The sequence below is a fragment of the Vibrio azureus genome, assembly GCF_002849855.1.
Lineage (GTDB): Bacteria > Pseudomonadota > Gammaproteobacteria > Enterobacterales > Vibrionaceae > Vibrio > Vibrio azureus.
In genome coordinates, this window is record NZ_CP018616.1 from 391,649 (window position 1) to 417,536 (window position 25,888).

The window sequence follows — 25,888 nt, forward strand, 5'->3', positions numbered from 1 at the left end:
CAAGGCCAGCTCTAATAAGTTGGCCTTTTTTTCATCCTTCTAGTTCGATTGGCTAGTTAAGCATGTGTTGATGGCTCAAGCTTTGCGAAGCGTGACTTTAATCGCTTCAACTCGACGCTTATCTTGCTCAGTACGGATATCTTGGCCTGTAAAGCCATCTCGGATAATAGCCTGAACATCAACGGCCGCTGCAGCTTGATAGGCTTGAGTAAAGATCTCCGCCTGTGGGTAGGGCAAATGTTCTAACCCTTTACGGCCTGCGTGATCGGCTTGGCAACACAGTAAAATATCGGGTAAACGTTCAGGCTTGCGCCATACATCAAATTTGTTGAGAACTTTTAGGATGGTTTTAGGTTTGAGCTCAGCGGCTCGATGAATGTTGGAGTGCTGCTCGCAGACCATTAGCGCCAAGTCTCTAAACTCATTGGGGACCTTGACTCGTTTACATAACTGTTTAATGAGTTTTAACCCCGTGTGGCAGTGCATTTTATGGCTTGGCCACTCACTTTCAGGCGTAACTCCTTTTCCGAGATCGTGTACTTGTGCTGCAAACCTCACCGATAAAGAGGCGCTTAAGAGAGCGGCCTGATGGGCCACCATTAATGTATGAATGCCAGTGTCGATTTCAGGGTGCCATTGAGCGGGTTGCGGCACACCAAATAAGTTATCCAGCTCAGGTAGCACGATAGCGAGCGCGCCACACTCTCTCAGTATGGATAAAAATACATCTGGACGAGGGCTCGACAGGGATTTGTGCCATTCTTGCCACACACGTTCTGCGGTGAGTGTCTCTAGCTCACCACTTTCGACAATACGACGCATTAACTGCATGGTTTCTTTAGCGACTTGGAAGTCTTGAGGTGCTAACTTTGCTGCAAAGCGGGCTACACGTAATACTCTGAGCGGATCTTCAATAAATGCCTCAGAAACATGGCGCAGTTGCTTGTTTTCAATATCTTGTTGACCACCGTAAGGGTCGTGTAGCGCGCCTGCTTCATCAATGGCCATAGCATTAATGGTTAAATCACGTCGAAGAAGATCTTCCTCTAGAGTTACTGATGGGTCGAAAAAACACTCAAAACCAGTATAGCCTTGACCAGATTTACGTTCAGTCCGTGCGAGTGCGTATTCTTCTTTATTGCTGGGATGCAAAAAAACGGGGAAGTCTTTACCCACCGTAATATAGCCTTGATTTAGCATCTCTTGAGGGGTTGAACCTACTACCACCCAATCTCTATCGTTATTCGTGATTCCCAGTAAACGATCGCGAACCGCTCCTCCGACTAAATAAACCTGCACGAATTACCTCTTAATTTATCGATATGACGTTGGATATTGAGGTAAGCAGTGGTACTTTGCCCCAATTGATAATCGATGTTACCCCAAATCAATAGGGTCTGTTGAGGTTTTGTGCTGATTCTTGCTGCCACTTGTGGCTTTTGCAGCATGACGATGTGTTGAAATGTCAGTGTTATTTTGCACAAAAGTCACTCGAAAGGTCGGCAGATTCCAATAGAAGTTATTATTTTGTAATGATTGGGAGTAAAAAAAGAACTAAATAAGACTCTAAGAGTCTCTTTTTAGTCTGATATAAGAAACTTCATTAATAAGAAATGGAGTCCATCTGGAGAGCCTAATGTATAAGGACTTTTTTGGGTTTACTGAGCTGCCTTTTTCGATAGTTCCAAACCCACGTTATTTGTATTTGAGCCAGCGTCACAAAGAAGCCATTACGCATTTAAAGGCAGGTTTGGGTGAAGGTGGTGGTTTTGCAATGTTAACCGGAGAGGTGGGGACAGGCAAAACGACAGTGGCTAAAGTCATGCTGGCTAACCTTGACCAGAACACCAAGGCCGGCCTGATTTTAAATCCGACGTTTTCTAGTCAGGATCTGCTTGAAGCGATCTGTGATGAATTTGATATCGATTACCCACAAAATGCAACCCCAAAACAGCTGCATCAAGCCATCTATGCTTATCTGCAAGATAATTACCAGCAAGGGTTGCAAACTCTGCTTGTTATTGACGAAGCACAGCACTTAGCGGCTGATGTTTTAGAACAGTTACGTCTTTTGACCAATTTAGAAACCGAGACAACAAAGCTACTCAAAGTGCTTCTCGTCGGGCAGCCTGAACTACAAAGGTTGCTACAAACGACCCAATTACGTCAGTTAGCACAACGGATTACAGGGCGTTATCACTTGCTGCCACTGGATGATAAAGAGACCGCCGACTACATTACCTTCCGTCTGCACACCGCTGGTGGTGAGCAGCCATTATTCGATAGGGCTTCAACCAAACTGATCGCTAAATACAGTCATGGTATCCCTCGTTTAATTAACCTTATCTGTGATAAGTCACTCAACCTGAGCTTTTATCAAGGTCATACTGACATTGATCGAAATACCGTTTATCAGGCTTGTGAAGAGGTGATGCAGTTTCAAGCGGATATTTACCAACAAGGGAGCACATCAGCACCGTTGAAGTGGCCTGCTTGGGGGACCGCATCGCTTGGCGTTCTGGCAGCTCTGGGCTTAGGCTGGTTGATGGTACAGAACATGCCGTTAACGCCACAAACTGCAACCCCTGCAGCGATACAAGTTGCAGAAGAGAAGCAAGCCTTGCCAGAAACTCCCGCCGTCGTTGTTTCTCCTCCGATTCAAAACAACCATTTGACCGAGGAGCAACGCAACGTATTGTTAGCACAACCTCATTCGCATTTGGCCGTCAGAGAGTTATATCAACAATGGGGATATGAGTCATCAGTTCGGGACAATTTGTGTTTGAGTGATGCTCAATCGACGATGTTATGCCAGCGTAAAATGACGACTTGGCCAATGTTAGTCGCCCAAAATCGTCCGGTTATCTTAGAGCTGAATTACCAAGGTCAAATTGGTTATGTTGTTTTATATGCGATTGGTGATAGCAAGGTAGAGGTGCTAAATGGCCAGCAACGTCTGCGTTTACCGACCTCTTGGTTAAAACCGTTATGGCAAGGAAATATCATCGAGCTTTGGCAAGCGCCTTTAAGAGAGACCTTACGCTTGGACATGGAAGGACCGGCGATTGAAGTGTTAGATCAACTGTTAGCATTAGCCGTGAATGAACCGCCATTAGGAACCGATACCTTTGATTCCTTGATCAAAGAGCGTGTTCAATTATTCCAACGCTGGCAAGGTTTGGATGTTGACGGCATCGCTGGAAAACAAACACTGGATCGCTTGCAACAAAATGTTCAACTCAATGCGCCTCTGTTAGGCATGATTAATGAGGAGAATTTGTAATGTCAATGACCAAACATGTTGGCGCTTTTTTGATCCCTGTTGCTTTTAGTGCGATTGGCTCTGCTTGGTACCTTGGGGTATTTAATCCGCGTTCAGAGCAATCTCAACCCTTATCTGAACCTTTGAAGGTTGTGGAGGCTGCCCAATCGGTAACGCTTCCTGAAGAAGCTTTGTCGCTGCCCACCCCCGTGAGGAAGCCAAAGTTTGAAAGTTTCGACTATCCGGAGCGACAAACTTTGCAGCCTTTACAGAGAGAATGGCCAGTCGCTAAGATCACAAGGGTAATTGGGAGTTTTACTACTCAAGCTGGTGATGGCAACTTATCGGCTAATGAAGTCAATAAAGCCATGTTGACGAATAAAGTGCCCACGAGCCCTAAGATGCAAAGTGAAAATGAAAGTGAGCTTGGCGTTTCGCTCAGTGATCTCGACTTGTCTTCTCTTTCGCCGGAACTCGCATCAACGGTCGAAAGTGTCTTGAATAATAATGATGATTATTTAAGTAATGAGCCTTACTCTGATTCTTCTGCTTCAGCAGCCATGAGTATCAGTCAACTTGAAAAAGAGCAAGAAAAATGGCGAGGACGCTTACCTGCACTGAACTTTCAAATCCATATTTACTCCAGTGATGCGCAACGTCGATGGGTCAAAATTAACGATGTGGAATATCATCAAGGCGACCTCATTGATAATCAAATTATGTTAAAAGAAATTAACGCTCATGGTGTCATCATTGAGTTTCAGGGGGAGCAAATAAGCATTCCTTCGACTTACCAGTGGAAAGGTTAACGTCATCGCTCGCTTTTGAAAACAGAGAGTCAAAGAAATTAAAAAAGCCAGTCATGTTCAGGGACTGGCTTTTGTTTCGGTGTAAATATTATTTTCGCTACAAACTGTTTTTATCTGACTTTTGTAACGCTTTATCGTTTGAGTATATGACAAACGAAAGCGGTTAAGTTTAAGCCCAGCCTGCCGGTGATTTTTTCCTGCGAGGTATCAAACTTGGTAGTAGTAACCCAAGCAACAAACCAAGACCCGCTACACCACCGCCATAAGCGAAGTATTTCATGAACATGTCTTGTTTCTGTGTATCCAGTTTTGCACGCAACTTGCGGTTTTCTGTTTCTACAGAAGTTAATTGCTCACTAATTTCAGTGTATCTCTTCTCCAGATTAGAGATCTGATTGTTACTATTTTCCAAAGATTGCACTAAGCCTGCTTTCTCTGTGTCTGAATTTTGACGAGCGTTGGCTAACTGCTTTTTGACCTCTTCGAGTTCTTTTTCGGTACGAGGAAGGCGGATAGCCATACTTTCTTGGTTAGTAACAAGTTTACTTTGGACCCAGCCTGTGCGGCCTCGAGAGTCGCGAACCTGAGTGTAACCCGTATCCTTATTCACTTGCAGCAGTTTTACTTTCTCGCCGGCATTAACACTTCCCATAATGCGGTAAGTGTTGTTTGGGCCAGAGTGCATGTAGGTGAATAAATCATCCGAAATATAACGGTCTGCGGCTAGAGCTGTTGGTACTGCTAGCAGTGCAAACAGAACCGTGATGAATAGTTTTTTCACAGTAAATCCCTTAACGATTTTCTTGAAGATAGTCCAGGTACCGTATCATTCGAGCCTGAAGCAAGTGAATAGTATGCAGTTTCAGGCTAGTGTGCAACTAAAGAAAGGGAGGTAAACCTCCCCTTACTATCTAACTTATCATTAAAATGAGGCCGTGAAGGTAATCTTACGAGAAAACCGCTTGAATAGCGTAGAAGAAAACGACCGCTAATAATGCACCTGCTGGAAGCGTGACAATCCATGAGGCAACGATGTTACGTACAACACCTAGGTTCAGTGCTGCAATACCACGAGCGAAACCAACCCCTAAGACAGCACCGACAAGAGTCTGTGTTGTTGAAATAGGCAGGCCTGTACCCGAAGCAAGAACAACCGTACAAGCTGTTGCAAGCTGAGCTGCAAAACCACGGCTAGGTGTGAGTTCTGTGATACCTGTACCGACGGTGGCCATGACTTTATGACCCAGAGTTGCGAGGCCGACCACGATACCAAATCCACCTAGCGGAAGAATCCACCATGCAATCGTGCTTTTCGCAGTGACTTCGCCAAGGTGTTCAACGGTTGAAACAACAGCAGATAGTGGACCAATCGCGTTAGCTACGTCATTAGAACCGTGCGCAAACGCCATTGCACAAGCCGTGATAACCATAAGTACACTGAAGATGCCTTCTACACCAGCAAAGCTATGATCTTCTTCACGATTAGCAAATTTCTTCTGGATGTAGTAGTAACCTCCTGCCATTACGACAGCAGAAACGACAGCAGACCACATCCAAGCTTCACCATTACTTAGGTGTAAACCAACATGTTTAAGGCCTTTCTTGATGGTTACCAGAGCAATCACCATAGTGGTGATGAACATGTAAACTGGCACAAAGCGTTTAGCATTAATCAGTGGTGTTTCTGTATCAAAAATCAAGCGTTGTGCGCTGACAAAGATGGCGTACGCAAAGAAACCCGAGATGACCGGTGTGATGATCCAACTGCCAACAATACCTTGTACGCTTGCCCAGTCTACGGCTTCAGTACCAACAGAAACGCAGGCAAAACCAATGATCGCACCGATAATTGAGTGGGTAGTAGAAACGGGCCAGCCCATGTAAGAAGCAAGAAGCAGCCAAGTACCCGCAGCGAGCAAGGCTGACATCATACCAAACACAAGCACGTCTGGCTGACTAGCAAAAAGAGATGTCTCGATAACACCTTTACGGATAGTGTCGGTTACTTCACCGCCAGCAAGGTAAGCCCCCGCAAATTCAAAGATCATGGCAATAATGATCGCTTGTTTTACGGTTAGTGCTTTTGAACCTACTGATGTGCCCATCGCATTGGCAACGTCGTTCGCGCCAATACCAATTGCCATCATGAAACCAAAAATTGCTGCAACAATAATCAGGACAGTGCCGTAGTTCGCAAGGATATCCATCGTAATACCTAGTTGTTTTATAACAAGCGGAGCAAAATACTACACGCAACATAATAAAGACGTTGACGGTGATCAGCGTCTCTTTGCTGCTTGATGATGATGCTCTTCGTTATGTCGTTAACGTATTGATTTAAGATCGTGATAGCATCACTTCCAAGCGAGCACCTACGCGCTGCGCTTGGTCGGCGATACCACCCACCCATTCAAGAATTTTGTATAAGAACATGACGTCGATCGGGTTTAATTCAGATTCAACGGCCATCAATTGTTGGCGCAGTTCAACCTGCATTGCATCGGTGTCATCTTCAATTACGTCCAATTGATGAATCATTTCAGCAACGAGTGTTACTTCACGGCCTTTAAAGCCCGTTTCTAAAAGTTCATCAAGTTCATTGATGACTTTTTGCGCTTGGTTAGCCGCATCAAGACAACGTTGAACGTAAGCAAGGAAGTTTGGTTGGAGAGCCTCTGGAATAACAAGCTGACGGCCATAAACACGACCAGCAATGTCTTTTGCCAGATTTGCCAGTTTGTCCTGCTGAGTAAGAAGCTCAAGCATGTCAGTGCGATCGACTGGCATGAACAAACCGCGAGGCAGTTTTAATCGAATCTCACGTTTTAGTACATCAGCTTCTTTCTCCAGGTGGGAGATTTGAGCACGTATTTCAGCTGCCTTTTCCCAGTTACCCTTTGAAGAAACTTCGAAGAACTTAACCAGGTGCGAACAACATTCATTGACACACACAACGTGGCGTTGCAAAGGTTTAATCGGGGACTTTGCAAATAACCCCATAATTGTATTTACTGGCATGGCCATTCAACCTAATCACTATAACCTTAAAAAAACATACACCATTTCTTGGCGAAATGTTGAACGATGGCTATAAAGGCGCGCATGTTAACGCATTACATGGTTCATTAAAACTGTTTTAGATCATCATTGAGCGGATATTTCTTGCTTGCCGTCTGATAAATTAGGCAATATCCTGTTTCTATCTGCGTTGAAAGGTATAGCTATGGAAACCGAGATAGAACTGAAGTTTTTTGTTTCTCCTGAATTTTCAGAAACTTTAAAGGCAAAAATTGCTGAGAAAAAAGTCCTCCAGCACAGTTGTCGTGACTTAGGTAACATCTATTTTGATACGGCTGATGAGTGGCTAAGAAAGCACGACATTGGACTCAGAATCCGTCGCTTTGATGATGTTTTCGTTCAAACAGTAAAAACCGCAGGGCGCGTTGTTGCGGGCCTTCATCAAAGACCAGAATACAATGCGGAACATACTAAAAATGAGCCAGAGCTCACACTTCATCCCTCTGATATTTGGCCAGAAGGTAAAGACGTCCCCACTTTGCAATCAGAATTGACACCATTATTCTCAACCAATTTTTCACGTGAACAATGGCTGATCAGTTTGCCTGATGGGAGCCAAATTGAAGTAGCCTTTGACCAAGGCGCTGTTGTTGCTCTTGATGAAAAAGGTCAAGAAGTGAGTGAGCCGATTTGTGAAGTCGAATTGGAACTAAAGTCAGGTCAAACCGATGCGCTATTCACCGTGGCTCGTACGCTATGTGAAGCCGGAGGTATGCGCTTAGGTAACCTCAGCAAAGCGGCAAAGGGCTATCGCTTAGCCAAGCAATACGCAGGTGATGAGGTTCAACCTCTGTCGTTAGTCGATAGCAGCAAGCAAGATAATGTGGAGTATTGCCTGATTCACTCTTTGGAACATGCTCTGTCTCATTGGCATTATCACGAGCAGATCTATACGGAACGTGACTGTGTTGCGGCTTTGCGCGAAATTGTCAATGCGATCCGATTTATCCGCCAGACGTTTACGATTTTTGGCAGCATGGTCCCACGTCGTGCCAGTGCGCTCTTACGCCAAGAGCTTAAGTGGCTTGAGGGAGAGTTTGATTGGTTGGATGAACATGCTCACCTTGAAGAGCTACTTGAGGATAAAGGTAACGTACTGCGTAAGCTCGATGCCCGTAAATTCTTAGTCTCCGAATTAACCCAACAGTTTGAAGAGTTGCCGAGTCGAGAAGAAAACCTCAACTTATTATGCTCTGCGCGCTACACGGGGCTTCTGTTGGATTTAAGTCGCTGGATCTTAACTCGAGGCTGGCAGCCATTTCTTGATGATAAGGCACGCGAAAAACTGTCCAGTAACATCCAGCCTTTTTCTGTGAAACAGCTAGATCGCACTTGGGCTGAACTGATTGAAGCTTTCCCTATCGAGAGAGAGCTGTCCGCCCAAGCGTATATAGACCAACGCTACCGTTTACAACGCAATTTGTACACCGGGATTGGTTTTGCTAGCTTGTACGATGCTCATGAAAGGAACACTTTCCGTTTGCCTTGGGAAGATTTGGTCTACGGCATTGATGACCTATTAATGTTGAATCACCTGTTGCCTCTCGTTGGCATGCTAGAGGGGGAAGAGCAGGAGCAGTTGGAACGTTGGTTACAACGTCAAGAGCGCTCTATTCTTCATGCTATGGATCAAACTCGAGCGATTGGTATTGAGGTCGCGCCATACTGGCGAGATTGATCGTGAGTTTGTTGCATCACAAGTTGAAGTGCTGGTGTTCACAGGTTCAATATGAATCATGGCACGCTAAATTCTGTGACAATGCAGATATGAGTACCCTTTGATAAAACGCCCACTGCCTATGAGTGGGCGTTGCTTTTTTGTATCACACTCTTTATTCGCCGAGCGGCCGTACGATTAATGCTCGCGTGTTGCCATTTTTACACAAGGAAGAATTATGCAATTGCCTCAACGACTGGTTTCTATCTCTGATGCAGCAATAAAACAGGCTGAGCAAGCAGGTTATTATCAACAGTGGCCAGAAGATGTGGCAGAGCAATTTGGTTTTATATCCGGCTTGAGTCAGTTTGTGACTGATGCGATTCAGCAAGATGAGCAACTTGCTCAGTGTTTACCGAGCATGTTAGCGGATAAACAACGTCAACAAGAGTATCGCGAACGATTGGCCAGTCTTTTGGCAGAAAGCCAAGATGAGAGTGCCGCTCATCGCGTTCTACGTCAGTTTCGTCGCCGTGAGATGGTTTACATCGCTTGGAAAGACTTCACACATGGATGGACCTTAGAAGAATCTTTACATCATTTGTCACAATTAGCAGAGGCGATGATCGTTGAAACGTATCAATGGCAATACAAGGTGTGTTGCAAAGAGTGGGGCACACCAACTAACGCAGCTGGTGAAGCCCAACCGATGCTGATTATAGGAATGGGCAAATTGGGCGGAGGAGAGCTCAACTTTTCCTCTGACATTGACTTGATATTTACCTATCCAGAAAACGGTGAAACTCAAGGGACACGCCGTAGTATTTCAAATGCCCAGTTCTTTACGCGTCTTGGGCAGCGGATAATCAAAGCGCTGGATCAACAAACCTTCGATGGGTTTTGTTACCGAGTTGATATGCGCTTACGTCCATTTGGTGAAAGCGGCCCGCTGGTGATGAGCTATGCAGCTCTTGAGGATTATTATCAAGAGCAAGGACGGGATTGGGAACGTTATGCCATGATCAAAGCTCGTGTCATGGGATGTGAGATGTACCCACAATATCAAGAGTTACGCCAGATGTTACGTCCTTTTGTTTTTCGGCGTTATATCGATTTTAGTGCTATCCAATCACTACGTCGTATGAAATCAATGATCAGCAGTGAGGTGCGCCGTCGAGGATTGAGCAATAACATCAAGTTGGGCCCCGGAGGGATCCGTGAGATTGAATTTATTGCTCAGGTCTTTCAGTTGATCCGTGGTGGTCGAGAGCCATCATTGCGAGGACGAGGTTTATTGGAGACCCTCGAAGCTATTGGTCAATTAGGGCAGTTATCTCATCAACAAGTAGAGCATTTGACTTCTGCTTACGGTTATTTGCGTCAGTTAGAAAACCTGATGCAAGCAATGGCGGATAAACAAACACAAACTTTACCTGAAGCGGAAGAGGAGCGCCTTAAACTCGCTACAGCGATGAGAAGTCCCTCATGGGACGCGTTGTTAGAAGAGATTCATCAACACATGCATCGGGTGCATATCGTATTTGAAAGTTTGATTGGCGATGAAGAAGAAGATGAAGCTCAAGAGGTGGCACGCCATTTCTATGAGCTTTGGGATATGGCGGCAAAGTACGATGTCGTTGAGCAGATCCTAAGTCAAGATCTTGCCATGCATGACGTAGAGATGATGGCGAAAGAAATCATTCAATTTAAAGCCGACTTAGCCAAGAAAACATTGGGGCCTCGAGGACGAGAAGTCCTAGCTCGTTTGATGCCAAAAGTTTTTTCGACCATTTTTTCTCATCCAGAAGCGATGTTTGGTTTATCTCGAGTGTTGCATTTGCTGCACAATATTTGTACTCGTACAACCTATTTAGAATTACTCGATGAGCATCCAGCCGCCCTCGTACAGTTAGTTCGTTTATGTACCGCCAGCCCTATGATTTCGGAGCAGTTGTCACGTTACCCCATTTTATTGGATGAACTGATTGATCCTCAGCATCTTTATCGCCCAATTCCGTTGGATAGCTACCAAACTGAGCTACGCGACTTTCTGGCACGAATTCCAGAAGATGACATGGAACAGCAAATGGATGCTTTACGACAATTTAAGCAAATTTGTATGTTACGCATTGCAGCAGCGGATATTGCCGGGGCATTGCCGATAATGAAAGTCAGTGATCACCTGACCTATTTAGCCGAAGCGATTGTCGAAGCAGTGGTACAGCAAGCCTGGTTACAAGTATCCGAGAAATACGGTGAGCCCACCCACCTCCAACAACGGGAAGGGAAAGGGTTTGCGGTTATCGGCTATGGCAAAGTCGGCGGCTGGGAACTAGGATATAACTCAGACTTAGATATTGTTTTTATGCACGATTGCCCCGTCGACGTGTATACCGATGGTAAAAAGGAAATCGATGGCCGCCAATTTTATCTAAGGCTGGCACAGCGCATAATTCATATTTTTTCAACACGGACAGCGTCAGGTATTTTATATGATGTTGATACCCGCTTACGGCCATCCGGTGCATCTGGTTTATTGGTGAGTCCAACGTTGGCTTTTGATGAATACCAACATCAAGAAGCATGGACGTGGGAACACCAAGCCTTAGTGCGCGCTCGTGTCATTTATGGAGATGAACCACTCTCCATCGCCTTTCGTAACATACGTTACGATGTTCTATGTAAATCACGGGAGCAAGCTAAATTACAGCGCGATGTGGTTGAAATGCGGGAAAAAATGCGTCATCACCTTGGTGGTCAAAAAGCGGGGCGTTTTATGCTGAAGCAAGATGTCGGCGGGATTACCGATATCGAGTTTCTGGCGCAATATCTAGTACTTAACTTCAGTCATGATAAACCTAAACTGACACGTTGGTGTGATAATGTTCGTATTTTCGAAACGTTAATTGCTCAGCAAGTAATGGAAGAAGAGCAAGCGATGCGCCTAACACAAGCCTACACATCGATGCGAGATGATATCCATCGTCGAAACTTACTCAACTTAGATGCAGATGTAGCACAAACAAAGTTTATTACAGAGCGAGAGTGGGTTCAGCAAGCTTGGCAGCAATGGCTGACTATAAAACAGTAACTTAACAGTGCGGAGTTCTGCCGACAAAAAGCCTGTGTTAAACTTATGTTGATTGAATTTTTGGAGACCAACAATGAAACCTATTCTACCTGACTACAACAGTGCTGGCGTACTCATTATCGGTGATGTCATGCTCGACCGTTACTGGTATGGCCCAACTGGGCGTATTTCACCAGAAGCCCCAGTGCCTGTTGTTAAAGTAGAAAATAATGAAGAACGCCCGGGCGGTGCTGCTAACGTCGCAATGAATATCGCTTCATTGGGTGGCCATGCTCATATTGTTGGTCTTACTGGTATTGATGAACCTGCCAAAGTACTGACAGAAACCTTAAACTCACTCAAAGTGAAGTGTGACTTTGTTGCATTACCTAATTATCCAACCATTACCAAACTCAGGGTGATGAGTCGTAGCCAGCAATTAATTCGTTTGGATTTTGAAGATAAGTTCGAAAATACCGACCCAGAACCGGTACTATCTCGTATGGAAAGTACGCTCCCTAATGTTCAAGCGGTGATTATGTCAGATTACGCCAAAGGATCATTAGAGCACGTTCAAGCGTATATTCAGAAAGCAAGAGCTGCGAAAGTGCCTGTTTTTGTTGATCCAAAAGGGGCTGACTTTGAACGTTATCGTGGTGCGACGTTATTAACGCCTAATATGAAAGAATTCGAGGATGTGGTTGGTAAAGTGTCTTCTGAGCAAGAGCTTATCGAAAAAGCCCTTGCCTTGGTTGAAGAGTTCGATTTTGAAGCGTTACTGGTGACTCGCAGTGAGCACGGGATGACGTTGATCCAAAGAGGCCAAAAACCGTTCCACTTACCGACTCAAGCGAAAGAAGTGTATGACGTAACCGGTGCAGGTGATACGGTCATTTCTGTTTTGGCTGCGTCAATCGCAGCAGGTAAATCGTTTCAAGAAGCTTGCGCACTCGCTAATGCAGCGGCAGGCGTCGTGGTGGGTAAACTGGGTACCTCAACCTTGTCTGAGGTGGAATTGGCTGAAGCGGTACATGGTAGTCAAGATACCGACTATGGGGTGATTTCAGAGTCAGCATTAATTGAGGCCGTCAAGAAAGCCCGCGCCAAAGGTGAAACAGTAGTGATGACCAATGGCTGCTTTGATATTTTGCACGCAGGTCATGTTTCTTACCTCAATCACGCTGCAGAGTTAGGCGACCGATTAATTGTCGCGGTGAATACTGATGAGTCAGTCAAACGCCTCAAAGGTCCGGGCCGTCCTGTGAATCCAACCGATCGTCGAATGGCGGTGCTCGCTGGGCTGGGCGCAGTCGACTGGGTGGTGCCATTTGGCGAAGATACACCACAGCGTTTGATCTCTGAAGTCTTGCCGAGTCTGCTTGTTAAAGGCGGCGATTATAAACCTGAAGACATTGCTGGTGGTAAAGAAGTGATCGCAGCTGGTGGTGAAGTGCGTGTCTTAAACTTTGAAGACGGTTGTTCCACCAGTGAAATCATCAACGCGATTAAAGGCGGAAAAGGTTAAACGCAGACTCATCATTGGCCTGAAGGTGAGTTGATTGGCTTTTGGGTTTTAAGTGATTTTACTCTGCGAGAGAACACATAGAAAAACGCCAGTTGAGGGTTCAACTGGCGTTTTTGATTGGGTAACCGCAAATCTTCACAGCTTACTTGAAGATAAATAAACTATTTGAGGTTCAAAGGTTATTTTTTCGCTGCAATCAAGCCAGCATTAACGTCCAAGATATCTTGTTCGCTGAGGCTACCGACCGCTTGATGTAATTGAAGACGGGCAAGAATGTAGTCGTAACGAGCATTAGACAGGCTCTTGTTTGCATCGTATAAACGACGAGTTGCTTCTAGAACATCAACAATAGTACGTGTACCAACATCAAAGCCCGCTTCCGTTGCTTCAAGGGCAGATTTTGCTGATACGACGGATTGCTCATAGGCTTTGATGGCACCAATAGATGCATTAATGTTGTTATTCTGAGCTCGAACTTCTTTGGTCACACTGCGATATTCTTGCTCCAACTGCTCGCTTGCGGAGACATACTTGTATTCAGCTTGTTTTACATCAGAGCTGATACGACCACCAGTATACAATGGAACCGCTAGGTTAAGCCCGATATTGAAACCGTCTGTGGTGTTGTCTCTTGAACTTTTCGTAGTATCAGCGTAGTTGTAACCGCCATCCAGTGACAAACTTGGCAGATGACCAGAGCTGGATAAAGAAATATTATCGCGGGCAATATCCTGAGCAATACGGTATGACAGTAAGCTTAGGTTTTTCTTTTTCGCTTCATCGATAAGAGTTTGTGCGGATTCCTCCGAAGGACTTGCTGAGAAGCGTTTTGTATTGAGAACATCCAAGTTTTTGTGTTCTTGCCCAGTGATCTCTCGCAAAGATTCATAGCTGTTGATCAAGTCGTTTTGTGCCAATACCTCGTCAGCAAGAACAGCGTCATATTGCGCTTGCGCATCGTGAACGTCTGTGATGGCGGATAGGCCAACGTCAAAGCGCTGTTTGGTTTGCTCAAGTTGGCGTCCAACCGCGGCTTTCTCTGCACGGACAAATACCAGGTTGTCATTGGCACGCAGTACTTCAAAATACGCTTGGGAGACACGCAAGATGAGACCTTGCTGTGCAGCGGCATAGCTAGCATCGGCTTGGCGGGCGCTTTTCTCGGCGGTATCTAATGCGATCCAAGAACTGCGGTTATAGACTTCTTGACTAAAAGCCACACCCGCTGAAAGTTGATTTTGATCTGTACTATCACTGAGCGAAGGATTAGATGAGTCCTTATAGTCAATATCACCGCGAGTCATGCTGTAACCAGCACTGAGTGTAATCTGCGGAAGTAAGGCACTGCGGGTGGAGTTGATTGCTTCAAAAGCCAGATCACGTTTTGCGGCGGCATTCAGCAACTGTGGGTCGTTTTGTTTTGCTATATCATAGATTTCAGATAAAGAGTCTGCCCATGCTGTGGCGCTCAGACTGCCTAATGCTGCGCTGATAAATAGTGGAAGCAGTTTTTTCATTTCCATTCTCGCGGTCTATAGATTATTTAATTCTCAGTATTTTAACTTAGTTTGAATGCTGTTGACTTCGGTGTTTGCACTTTTTTACACTTAACTATCTTGTTCGACAAGAAAAGCAGTCAAGAAAGCTCGTCCTTTTAGAAGTAGCTATGAGATTCTAGTACTTCAGCCAATAAATTTCCTGACCGATATTGCGGCCTGAGTATCTATTCTCTTTTTTGTTACTTCTTACTTTCATTTTGTGACTTCTTCACGCCTCTTTATTATTTTCTAAACCTTCCTTTGTCTGCTCTCTTGTTGACAAAATAAGTGCTTAAAATGATCGATTTACAAAAATAATTTAGAGATTACACAAAAAAGTTGAATCAAGTGCTTTGAGCAAGAGAATAACAATGAGTACACTAGCCAATTCACTCAGAGAGGTGCTCAATGCAAACAGGCGATAAACGACAGCGTGGTTTTACTTCCCAAGATGTGGAAATAATCGCAAAAGAGACCGTTTTTAAAGGCTTTTTTAAAATGGTCAAATACCACTTTAAGCACCGTCTATTTGCCGGAGGGTGGAGCGGTGTTGTTGAACGTGAAATGTTCGAACGCGGCCATGCTGCGGCAGTGCTGCCTTATGATCCTGTCACTGACCAAGTGGTACTTATTGAGCAGATTCGAGTTGGTGCTATTGAAGATGCCCATCCTTGGCAAATGGAAATTGTTGCCGGAATGATTGAGCAAGGTGAAACCGCTGCATCCGTTGTTCTTCGTGAGGCAGAGGAAGAAGCAGGAATTAAAATCGACCAGCTTGAATCACTTGTTTGTTATTATCCATCGTCAGGCGGTTGCTCTGAAAAATTGGATCTGTTTGTCGGTAAAGTTGATGCGAATCAAGCGCATGGTATTCATGGGCTCGCGAGTGAAAATGAAGATATTAAGGTTCATGTGATAAGTCGTGAGTCGGCTTATCAATGGTTGGTTGAGGGGGTGTTTGAAAATAGTGCGGCCATTATTGCTCTGCAGTGGCTACAATTAAATTATCAAACATTACAAAAACAGTGGGGTCAGCCTGCCAACATCGGAGAATGAAATGGTGCAAGTAGCGGAAAAACGGCGATATCATGTCGACTTAGCCGGTCTAATGAGAACTTACGAGACTAACTATGCTAAGTTGAACGCATTGCTACCAGCTTCTTGCGCTGTTGGAGACATTCGTTGTTACCAAGCTGCCGATATGATCTATCAACTAACCGTGAATGAAGTCACAAAATACACCACGGTTGTTGAGATATGCCAAAGTGATGACACCCCTGTATTCCCTTTACCGACGATGTCTGTCAGGCTCTACCATGATGCAAGAGTTGCCGAAGTCTGTTCGAGTGGTGCTTTCTCTCGCATCAAAGCCAAGTACGACTACCCCAATGATAAACTGATGCAAAAAGATGAAAAACATCAGCTTAATACCTTTCTGGGAGAATGGTTGACGTTTTGCTTACGCAGTGGCATTAGCAGAACACCATTACCGTTAGGTTGATGCTTACTTGGGTGAAGCAGCAATAATCAATAACGATAACGTGGATGAATTAGGTTTTTAGTTTGCAATTATCGAATGACAGCATCAGGCTACTACAGATTACAGACACTCATCTTTTTGCAGCCGATGAGGGCAGTTTGTTAAGTGTGAAAACCGCCGACAGTTTTCGCGCTGTGGTTGAGGCGATCCTGAACCAAAATGTGCCATTTGAATACATCTTGGCAACCGGAGATATTTCCCAGGACCACAGTGCTGAATCTTATCTGCGTTTTGCCAAAGGAATCGCACCATTAAAGCAAGCCTGCTTTTGGTTACCGGGCAATCATGACTTTAAGCCTAATATGGGCCATGTTTTACCCTCAACCCAAATTAAAGCCGAAGAACATGTGCTGTTGGGCTCGCACTGGCAATTAATATTATTGGACTCGCAAGTAGTGGGAGTTCCACATGGGCAGCTTAGCCAAGAACAACTGACGTTACTGGATACCAAACTCGCACAATACCCTGAGCGCCACACCTTGGTTTTATTACATCATCATCCTCTTTTGGTTGGTAGTGCGTGGCTTGATCAACACTGTTTGAAGCAAGCGGATGCATTTTGGCAAGTGATTCGCCAGCACCGAAATGTGAAAGGCATTTTGTGTGGTCACGTCCATCAAGACATGAATGTCATGAATAATGGTATTCGTGTGATGGCAACGCCTTCCACCTGTGTTCAATTTAAACCCAATTCCGATGACTTTGCTTTAGATGTAACTTCTCCTGGTTGGCGTGAATTAGAGCTGCATACCAATGGTAATATTACAACAGAAGTAAAGCGGTTGGCTGACGGCCTATTCCACCCCGATTTTACCTCAAGCGGTTATTAGTCCTTCTCCCGATGGACACTGACCCTCAACATAACTTTTTATTGTGAGGCAACCATGCGTAAACCTTCACTGCTGCTGTATATCCACGGCTTTAATAGTTCCCCGCTTTCTGTGAAGGCAAATATAATCCAGGATTACTGTGAACAGCACAGACCTGACATTAAGGTAATTATTCCACAATTACCTCATTTCCCTACCCAAGCGGCACAAGACTTAATTGAGATCGTTGAACGATACAAAGAGGATTATACCATTGGCTTAGTCGGCAGTTCTCTAGGTGGTTACTTATCAATGTGGCTGAATGACCGATATGGTTTTCGTGCTGTAGTGGTTAATCCAGCGGTAAAACCTTACGAATTACTCGCCGATTATTTAGGCCAACAAACCAACCCTTATACCAATGAAACCTATACGCTTGAAGCTTGCCATATTGATGAATTAAAAGCGCTGGATGTGGAGCGTATTGCCTCGCCGCAATCTTTTTGGCTATTGCAGCAAACTGAAGATGAAGTTTTAAACTATCGCCAAGCGGTGGAGAAGTTTGCGCTCGCGCAGCAGACGGTCGAAGAGGGAGGTGATCATAGTTTTGTTGGCTTTGAACGTTACCCTGCTGAAATCATCAAGTTTCTCGCACTATAATATTGATAAGGTGGTTGGAAAATCGTCAGCTAAACGATGAGTTTCAACCGTTACTTGACATAATCCTTGCTCTTCCAGACTATGTTTGGCGACAAATCTAGGAGTATGAGCTCCGTACTGCTCTGTTTACTTGTCTTCTCGATGAGTAGGTAAACGGGGTAGCTTTATTCCGTTGATCAAGTCGGGTGTTGTTAGGCATCTCATTAGGTCAACAAACTAACATTGAGAAAAATTCCGTATTATGACTGAACAATATAATGCTGGTGCTATTGAAGTACTGAACGGTTTGGAGCCAGTACGTCGCCGACCAGGGATGTATACGGATACAGCGCGTCCAAACCACTTGGGCCAAGAAGTCATCGATAACAGTGTCGATGAAGCGCTAGCCGGGCACGCCTCAAAAGTACAGGTTATCCTCCATGCTGACCAATCTTTGGAAGTCATTGACGACGGTCGGGGCATGCCAGTCGATATCCACCCAGAAGAAAAAGTATCAGGTGTTGAACTTATCTTATGTAAGCTTCACGCTGGTGGTAAATTCTCTAATAAAAACTATCAGTTTTCTGGTGGTCTACACGGTGTCGGTATCTCTGTCGTAAATGCGCTATCTAAACGTGTTGAAGTGACGGTACGTCGTGATGGTCAAGTATATGAAATTGCCTTTGAAAATGGCGATAAAGTGTCAGACCTTACTGTCACAGGTACCTGTGGCCGTCGTAACCGTGGTACGAGTGTGCACTTCTGGCCAGATGGCAAGTATTTTGATTCAGCAAATTTCTCAGTCACACGTTTGGTTAATAACTTGCGTGCGAAAGCGGTACTGTGTCCGGGTCTAGAAATTACCTTTACCGACAAAGTAAACAACAAAGACCATAAATGGTACTACGAAGATGGCCTAAAAGATTACCTTGCTGAGGGAGTTAAAGGTTACCCAGTATTACCCGAAGCGCCATTTACGGGCGAATTCTCGGCAGAGACAGAAGCGGCAAATTGGGCGGTCATCTGGCAGCCAGAAGGCGGTGAGATGATCACCGAAAGCTATGTAAACCTTATCCCAACTGCGCAAGGCGGTACGCATGTAAATGGCTTACGACAAGGCTTGCTTGATGCTATGCGTGAGTTCTGTGAATTCCGTAACTTGCTGCCACGTGGTGTGAAGCTTACTGGTGATGATGTCTTTGATCGCTGCTCTTATGTTTTGTCGGTCAAGATTCAAGATCCACAGTTCGCTGGACAAACTAAGGAGCGTCTCTCTTCTCGTCAAACCGCTGCTTTTGTTTCTGGTGTAGTAAAAGACGCCTTTAGTCTTTGGCTTAATGAGAAACCGCATTTAGCAGAACAGCTTGCAGAGGTCTGTATTGCTAACGCACACCGCCGCATGCGTGCGAGCAAAAAGGTAGTACGTAAGAAAGTTGCATCAGGTCCGGCGTTGCCAGGTAAGTTGACAGACTGTTCGGTACAAGATCTTAATCGTACTGAAATCTTCTTCGTAGAAGGTGACTCGGCGGGCGGCTCAGCTAAACAGGCGCGTGATCGTGAGTTCCAAGCAGTGATGCCACTGCGTGGTAAGATCCTCAACACGTGGGAAGTATCCGCAGACCAAGTGCTTGCTTCACAAGAAGTGCACGACATCTCCGTCGCTTTGGGGATCGATCCTGACAGCGACAACCTAGATAGCTTGCGTTACGGTAAGATCTGTATTCTTGCCGATGCGGACTCGGATGGTTTACATATCGCAACGCTATTGTGTGCCTTATTTACTCGCCATTTCCGTGCATTGGTGGAAGCGGGGCATATTTATGTCGCGATGCCGCCTCTGTATCGTATCGACTGTGGAAAAGAAGTATTCTATGCCCTAGATGATGATGAAAAAGATGGCGTACTAGAACGTTTGTCGAAGAAGAAAGCTAAGATTAATGTCCAACGATTCAAAGGTTTGGGTGAGATGAACCCACTGCAATTGCGTGAAACGACGATGGACCCTAATACACGCCGTTTAGTGCAACTAACCATTGATGACTCTGCGGCAACTATGGAAATGATGGACATGTTGCTTGGTAAAAAACGAGCAGATGATCGTCGTTCTTGGCTACAAAATAACGGTGATATGGCAGAGGTTTAACGGATGTCTACAGAAATTACTTACGATGGCGTTGAACAGTTGCCGATGCGCAAGTTCACAGAAGACGCTTATCTAAACTACTCGATGTACGTAATCATGGACCGAGCATTGCCGTATATTGGTGATGGCTTGAAACCGGTTCAACGACGCATCATTTACGCCATGTCGGAGCTCGGTCTTTCGGCATCAGCTAAATACAAAAAATCCGCACGTACGGTTGGTGATGTGTTGGGTAAATACCACCCTCATGGTGATTCAGCCTGTTATGAAGCGATGGTATTGATGGCGCAGCCTTTCTCTTACCGTTACCCATTGGTTGATGGGCAAGGTAACTGGGGTGCGCCCGATGATCCGAAGTCGTTCGCAGCAATGCGTTATACCGAGGCAAAACTGTCGAAGTTTGCGGAAGTTTTACTTGGTGAGTTAGGTCAAGGCACGGTTGAGTGGCAGCCAAACTTTGATGGCACAATGAAAGAGCCGCAAATGTTACCAGCACGTCTTCCTCATATTCTGCTTAATGGGGTGACGGGTATTGCTGTTGGTATGGCAACAGATATTCCACCTCATAATGTGTGTGAAGTCGCTGAAGCAACCATTCATTTGATCGATAACCCGAAAGCAGAACTGCCAGATGTGATGCAGTTTGTAAAAGGTCCAGATTACCCAACCGAAGCGGAAATTATTTCGCCTCAAGCCGATATTGAGAAGATTTATCGCAACGGTCGTGGCAGCGTCAAGATGCGTGCGGTTTGGTGTAAAGAAGGAACAGATATCGTCATTACTTCTTTGCCGCATCAAGTTTCGGGCGCAAAATTGCTCGAACAGATTGCAAACCAAATGCGTGCTAAGAAGCTACCGATGGTGGATGACCTTCGCGATGAATCGGATCATGAGAATCCAACTCGGATTGTGATTGTTCCTAAATCGAATCGCATTGATTGTGATTTGTTGATGAACCATCTGTTTGCTTCAACGGATCTGGAACGTAGCTACCGCGTAAACTTAAACATGATCGGGTTGGATAACCGCCCTCAAGTTAAAGGTTTGGTGCAAATCCTGTCTGAATGGATCGAATTCCGTCGCACCACTGTTCGTCGCCGCTTGCAACACCGTCTAGACAAAGTAATGGCGCGCCTACACATCTTGGAAGGTTTGTTGGTTGCGTATCTAAACCTAGATGAAGTGATTGAGATCATTCGTACTGAAGACGATCCAAAAGCGGTGCTAATGGAGCGTTTTGGGATCACTGATATCCAAGCGGATGCGATTCTGGATACCAAACTTCGTCATCTCGCCAAACTCGAAGAGATGAAGATCCGTGGTGAGCAAGACGAGCTAGAGAAAGAGCGTGAGAAGCTAGAACAGTTACTAGGTTCTGAGCGTCGTCTGAACACACTACTGAAGAAAGAAATCAAAGCAGACGCAGAGAAATACGGTGATGATCGTCGTTCTCCAATCGTTGAGCGTGCAGAAGCAAAAGCACTTACAGAGCGCGATTTAGTGCCAAGTGAACCGATTACGGTTGTGTTGTCTGAAAAAGGCTGGATTCGTCATGCAAAAGGCCACGAAGTGGATGCGCAAGGCTTGAGCTACAAATCAGGTGATAAATACCTCGCACATGCGCGAGGTAAGAGCAACCAGCAAGCGGTTCTGTTTGGCAGTGATGGCCGAAGCTATGCCATTGAATCACACACTTTGCCATCAGCTCGTAGTCAAGGTGAGCCAATCACTGGACGCTTAAATATCACAGCAGGCAGCAGTATTCGCCAAGTGATCATGGGCGAAGAAGAGCAGTTATGGTTAGTCGGTTCAGACGCGGGTTATGGCTTTGTATGTAAAGGTTCCGATTTACTTTCTAAGAACCGCAGTGGTAAAGCCTTGATTACGCTACCAGCAAACGCTGAGGTCATGACACCAAAAGCCATTGCTCATTTAGATTCAGATGAAATCTTGGCGATTACCAACCAGGGCCGTATGCTACTTTTCCCAATCAAAGACTTACCACAGTTGGCGAAAGGGAAAGGGAATAAGATCATTAATATTCCTTCCGCTAAGGCTAAAGAGCGTGAAGAAGTCTTATCCCATTTGATGGCACTGCCTCAGGGCGCTTCTTTAACCCTGTATGCGGGTAAGCGCAAGCTAGGTTTAAAACAAGCTGACCTGGATAACTTCCGCGGGGAACGTGGCCGTCGAGGTGGTTTACTGCCACGTGGCCTGCAGCGAGTGACTGGTATTGAAGTAGACCTGAAGGGGGGCTCAGAAGGCACCGATGAGCCGAGTGAGAGCAAATAAGCGCTAAAGAGAAAATCCCAGCCATCGTGGCTGGGATTTTTTTATGATTTTTGTTTATCTTCGGCGATAGTGACTGTTAAGTTCATTTCTTTCCCCTTACGGATAATTCCAACGTCAACGCTGGTGCCAGGACGTAAGTCGGTAACAATGTCCATAACACTTTGCCGCCCTTGAACTTTAGTGCCATTGATGCTGATGATGATATCTTGTTTTTTAAAGCCCGCTAAATTGGCAGGACCATTAGGGTCGATGCCTAAAACGACAATACCGCCGATATGCTCATTACCTAACAAACGTGAAGTCACCGAGTTAATATCTTGCCCATCAATGCCAATGTAACCTCGAATGACACGTCCATCTGCAATAATTTTTTGCATGATTTTATTGGCTAAAGGAGCCGGGATTGCAAAAGATATCCCATAGGTCTCAAGATCCGTTGCTTGCTGAAATGAAGCGGTATTGATACCAACAAGCTCTCCTTGAGTATTGACTAATGCACCACCAGAGTTACCGTCATTGATGGCGGCATCGGTTTGAATAAAGGCCTGACGACCATCGCTAATTGAAGAACGGCCAGTTGCAGAGATGATCCCAAAAGTGGTTGTTTGACCTAAATTGTATGGGTTACCGATCGCTAGGACGACGTCTCCGACGCGTGGTTTGTAATCAGGGTTCTGAGGGATAACAGGTAAGTTTGTGCCTTCAACTCGTAAAATGGCAATGTCTGTCCGTTTGTCTGTGCCAACTAATTGTGCCGCGGCAACTCGGCCATCTTGTAGGGCAACAACAATTTGGTCAGCCTGAGCAACAACATGATAGTTAGTTATAATGTAGCCTTTATCGCTGACGATCACACCAGAACCTAGACCTTGTGTTGACAGCTTGCTACGGTCGCTTTCAACATATTTACGGCTATAGATATTAACAACAGCAGGTGCTGCTCTTCTTACAGCAGGGTTGAAAGAAACTTCAAATGATGCAGTATTGAGAGGTTGAGGTGTAACCAAGGTTGTGGGTAATAGGTTGCCTCGCAGAGAAGGGAGGGCGAGTAAAAGAACCGCTGCGGTCGCTAAGCCTAACAGAACAGAACGTAGTAAAAAGTTAAGCATAACCTCTCCAAAACGACAAACTCAATATAAATAGAACATTCAAGAATAGCATTACATTGTCTAATAACAAAAGGGCAAGACGGTGGATTGTCTGCCCTTTTAACAAATCATGACAATGAAACGTTTAGTTCATTGAGTTGGAGAAGAAAATAAAATTAACGTATGACAAGGTAAAGCGTACGATCACCACGTTGGATATTCATCGCTAGTACGCCATCTTGTTTCTCTATTAAGGCTCTTAATTCGGCTAAATTCTTTACTCTTTTGCGGTTGACGCCAATGATGATATCGCCTTTTTTCAGCTGATATTGTGCAGCAGGAGATTTCTCGTCTACGTGAGTCACTTTTACGCCTTGGATCTTATCGCTTTGTGAGGTATTACTCAGCTCAGCACCTTTTAATCCATCATGCAAGCTTTCCGCTTTGGCTTTCATATTCTTCGATTCACCTAATGTGACCTTGAAGTCTTTCTTCTGACCATCACGAACCACACCAAGCTTGACTTCTTTTCCTGCACCTAATGTCGCCACTTTAGCACGCAGTTCTGAGAAAGTTTCGATCGACTTACCGTTGATCGCGACAATGATATCACCGGCCTGTAAGCCTGCTTTATCAGCAGCACTATCCGGAACCACTTGACTAACAAAAGCGCCCTTACTCGATTCATATCCGAGTGCTTCAGCAAGCTCCGATGTGACTTCGCCACCTTGAACACCTAGCATGCCTCGTTTGACTTCACCAAATTCGAGAATTTGCTCGGTCAGGTTCTTCATCATATTAGATGGAATCGCAAAACCGATGCCGACGTTGCCACCATTTGGACCTAGGATAGCAGTATTAATGCCAATCAGTTCACCGTTTAGGTTGACTAGAGCACCACCAGAGTTGCCGCTGTTAATGGCCGCATCAGTTTGAATAAAGTTTTCAAAGTTCTCTAGATTCAAGCCGCTTCGACCTAGTGCCGAGACAATTCCAGAAGTCACGGTTTGGCCTAACCCAAATGGGTTACCGATAGCGACAGCAAAATCACCGACATTCAGTTTGTCAGAATCGGCAATTTTTATTTCAGTTAAGTCTTTGGCTTTTTCGAGTTTAAGTAGAGCAACGTCTGACATTTCATCACCACCGATGAGTTCAGCGTCATACTCTCGACCATCATGAAGGCGAACACGGATGTCATCAGCGCCTTTAATTACATGGTAGTTGGTGACCACTTGGCCTTTATCAGCGTTAACAATTACTCCCGAACCTAGGCCTTTAAATGGTCGCTCTTGAGTTTGAGCGGAGGGGAAGTCTGGTCCAAAAAAGAACTGGAACTGCTCTGGGATACGTTTAGTTTCGACGTGTTTCCCTTCGACGGCTATGCTGACAACGGCTGGTGTGACTTTGTCCAACATCGGAGCAAGGCTAGGTAGCTGTTGGCCATCCACACTGAATGGAAGCGCTGCGGTTGCCGTGATGGGAGTGAGCATTGACCCCAAGCTTAAAGATAAACAGGTTAGTGCAAGTAATGGTTTTTTCATCCAATAACTCCTATAAAAACTGGTCTGCCATAAAATTGTCCCAACTTTTTCTCAAATGGATTCGGTCAGGAGGAATAAACTGTAGTGGCAATAATGAGAGATTAGAGACAAATGAGTGGAAAAAAGTTCAATACAAATTGATGTTCAATTTTTTTCTATGAGTGGGTGTACATATAGAAAACTTTCGTAATGATAGATTAGTTAGCTCTGTAAGGCTCAAAAGCCACTCTATCAATAGCGCTAGCAGACAGAGTGACTTTGAAGGTAAAGTTTGATGGCGTGACGCAGTTTTTTATACCAGTGAGTTGAGGCAGCTAAGTGAATCTCCTAAGAAGACTTAGCGGCCATCATTTCTGGCGCATCCATCCGCTCTTTTTGTTGTTCGTTAAGCAAACCTGTCGAACCACTTGCATAGTCTTTAGGCTGGCTCTCCACTTCTTCTTTGACATCTTCAGTGGTTTCTGTCGACATCGCCGCTTTTTTGTCGAAAGGGTTATCTTGCTCAGGTAAATTTGGCAACAGCTCTGACGATGTTTTTGCCATATGTTGGTAAAGCTTGGTGTAATCTTTACCTAATGTATCTAACATTTGCGCGGTTTGTGCAAAGTGGTCGACCAATTCTTGGCGTTGCTGCTCAAGAGTAAACTTGGCCACTTCTAATTCTTTTTTGACTGACTTTTGTTTTTTATACTCAGGTGTCGTAAGTCGGCTGATCAGTACGCCAACAACAGTACCAACTAGCAACCCTACAATGGCATACATCCAAGGCATAACTGCTCCTTTCTTATAGTTGTTTTAACAAGTATTTTACCACTTAGTTACACGTGGTGTTCGACCATGTTACTATGGCTTGCATAACCGATAAAGAAAAAGCAGTCTGTCTTTAGAGAAGAA

At 45.0% G+C, this 25,888-nt stretch carries 19 protein-coding genes; 11 read left to right on the top strand and 8 right to left on the bottom strand.

Features of this window, described 5'->3' with window-relative positions; all coding sequences use genetic code 11:
- Window positions 1-75: 75 nt before the first annotated feature.
- Complete coding sequence (locus BS333_RS01965) at window positions 76-1,299, bottom strand: multifunctional CCA addition/repair protein (RefSeq protein ID WP_021709350.1); 1,224 nt, start codon at window positions 1,297-1,299, stop codon at window positions 76-78.
- 337 nt (window positions 1,300-1,636) lie between these two features.
- Here BS333_RS01965 and BS333_RS01970 point away from each other — a divergent pair, with 337 nt between their 5' ends.
- A complete protein-coding gene (locus tag BS333_RS01970; protein WP_021709349.1) occupies window positions 1,637-3,283 on the top strand; it encodes an ExeA family protein in 1,647 nt (548 codons plus the stop codon).
- The gene (locus BS333_RS01975; RefSeq protein ID WP_021709348.1) at window positions 3,283-4,071 is read left to right on the top strand and encodes a general secretion pathway protein GspB; all 789 of its coding nucleotides are present in this window, start codon (window positions 3,283-3,285) and stop codon (window positions 4,069-4,071) included. Before BS333_RS01970 ends, BS333_RS01975 begins: the two co-directional genes overlap by 1 nt.
- Before the next feature lie 169 nt (window positions 4,072-4,240).
- Here the strand turns inward: BS333_RS01975 and BS333_RS01980 are convergent, their stop codons facing one another.
- The 3 genes from BS333_RS01980 to BS333_RS01990 all read right to left on the bottom strand — a co-directional run bounded on the left by BS333_RS01980 (window position 4,241) and on the right by BS333_RS01990 (window position 7,089).
- Window positions 4,241-4,852, bottom strand: coding sequence for a TIGR04211 family SH3 domain-containing protein (locus tag BS333_RS01980; protein WP_021709347.1), 612 nt, complete (start codon window positions 4,850-4,852; stop codon window positions 4,241-4,243).
- 166 nt (window positions 4,853-5,018) lie between these two features.
- On the bottom strand, window positions 5,019-6,278 hold the full coding sequence (locus BS333_RS01985) for an inorganic phosphate transporter (RefSeq protein WP_021709346.1): 1,260 nt from the start codon (window positions 6,276-6,278) through the stop codon (window positions 5,019-5,021).
- Window positions 6,279-6,408: 130 nt separating this feature from the next.
- On the bottom strand, window positions 6,409-7,089 hold the full coding sequence (locus BS333_RS01990; RefSeq protein ID WP_033003627.1) for a TIGR00153 family protein: 681 nt from the start codon (window positions 7,087-7,089) through the stop codon (window positions 6,409-6,411).
- A gap of 205 nt (window positions 7,090-7,294) precedes the next feature.
- On the opposite strand from BS333_RS01990, the gene BS333_RS01995 reads away from it, so the two are divergent.
- The 3 genes from BS333_RS01995 (at window position 7,295) to hldE (ending at window position 13,401) form a co-directional block, all read left to right on the top strand.
- Entirely contained in the window at window positions 7,295-8,827 is a 1,533-nt protein-coding gene (locus tag BS333_RS01995; protein WP_021709344.1) for a CYTH and CHAD domain-containing protein, read from the top strand.
- Between the two features lie 217 nt (window positions 8,828-9,044).
- Window positions 9,045-11,897, top strand: coding sequence for a bifunctional [glutamate--ammonia ligase]-adenylyl-L-tyrosine phosphorylase/[glutamate--ammonia-ligase] adenylyltransferase (glnE, locus tag BS333_RS02000; protein WP_021709343.1), 2,853 nt, complete (start codon window positions 9,045-9,047; stop codon window positions 11,895-11,897).
- 73 nt (window positions 11,898-11,970) lie between these two features.
- Window positions 11,971-13,401, top strand: coding sequence for a bifunctional D-glycero-beta-D-manno-heptose-7-phosphate kinase/D-glycero-beta-D-manno-heptose 1-phosphate adenylyltransferase HldE (gene hldE / locus BS333_RS02005; protein WP_021709342.1), 1,431 nt, complete (start codon window positions 11,971-11,973; stop codon window positions 13,399-13,401).
- 179 nt (window positions 13,402-13,580) lie between these two features.
- Here hldE and tolC read toward each other — a convergent pair whose 3' ends face one another.
- Window positions 13,581-14,918, bottom strand: coding sequence for an outer membrane channel protein TolC (gene tolC / locus BS333_RS02010; RefSeq protein ID WP_033003624.1), 1,338 nt, complete (start codon window positions 14,916-14,918; stop codon window positions 13,581-13,583).
- A gap of 429 nt (window positions 14,919-15,347) precedes the next feature.
- On the opposite strand from tolC, the gene nudF reads away from it, so the two are divergent.
- The 6 genes from nudF (at window position 15,348) to parC (ending at window position 22,362) form a co-directional block, all read left to right on the top strand.
- Window positions 15,348-15,995, top strand: a complete 648-nt coding sequence (nudF, locus tag BS333_RS02015; RefSeq protein WP_021709340.1) for an ADP-ribose diphosphatase — start codon at window positions 15,348-15,350, stop codon at window positions 15,993-15,995.
- A gap of 1 nt (window position 15,996) precedes the next feature.
- Complete coding sequence (locus BS333_RS02020; protein ID WP_021709339.1) at window positions 15,997-16,440, top strand: DUF1249 family protein; 444 nt, start codon at window positions 15,997-15,999, stop codon at window positions 16,438-16,440.
- 62 nt (window positions 16,441-16,502) lie between these two features.
- Window positions 16,503-17,309, top strand: a complete 807-nt coding sequence (gene cpdA / locus BS333_RS02025) for a 3',5'-cyclic-AMP phosphodiesterase (RefSeq protein ID WP_021709338.1) — start codon at window positions 16,503-16,505, stop codon at window positions 17,307-17,309.
- A 54-nt stretch (window positions 17,310-17,363) separates the two neighbouring features.
- Entirely contained in the window at window positions 17,364-17,948 is a 585-nt protein-coding gene (yqiA, locus tag BS333_RS02030) for an esterase YqiA (protein WP_021709337.1), read from the top strand.
- Between the two features lie 241 nt (window positions 17,949-18,189).
- Window positions 18,190-20,070, top strand: coding sequence for a DNA topoisomerase IV subunit B (gene parE, locus BS333_RS02035; protein ID WP_021709336.1), 1,881 nt, complete (start codon window positions 18,190-18,192; stop codon window positions 20,068-20,070).
- Between the two features lie 3 nt (window positions 20,071-20,073).
- On the top strand, window positions 20,074-22,362 hold the full coding sequence (parC, locus tag BS333_RS02040) for a DNA topoisomerase IV subunit A (RefSeq protein ID WP_021709335.1): 2,289 nt from the start codon (window positions 20,074-20,076) through the stop codon (window positions 22,360-22,362).
- Between the two features lie 41 nt (window positions 22,363-22,403).
- Here parC and degS read toward each other — a convergent pair whose 3' ends face one another.
- The 3 genes from degS to zapG all read right to left on the bottom strand — a co-directional run bounded on the left by degS (window position 22,404) and on the right by zapG (window position 25,765).
- Complete coding sequence (gene degS, locus BS333_RS02045) at window positions 22,404-23,471, bottom strand: outer membrane-stress sensor serine endopeptidase DegS (protein ID WP_021709334.1); 1,068 nt, start codon at window positions 23,469-23,471, stop codon at window positions 22,404-22,406.
- A gap of 155 nt (window positions 23,472-23,626) precedes the next feature.
- Window positions 23,627-24,994 carry a Do family serine endopeptidase gene (locus BS333_RS02050; protein ID WP_021709333.1) on the bottom strand — a complete coding sequence of 456 codons (1,368 nt, stop codon included), beginning with the start codon at window positions 24,992-24,994 and terminating at the stop codon, window positions 23,627-23,629.
- Window positions 24,995-25,321: 327 nt separating this feature from the next.
- On the bottom strand, window positions 25,322-25,765 hold the full coding sequence (zapG, locus tag BS333_RS02055; protein WP_021709332.1) for a Z-ring associated protein ZapG: 444 nt from the start codon (window positions 25,763-25,765) through the stop codon (window positions 25,322-25,324).
- Window positions 25,766-25,888 lie beyond the last annotated feature (123 nt).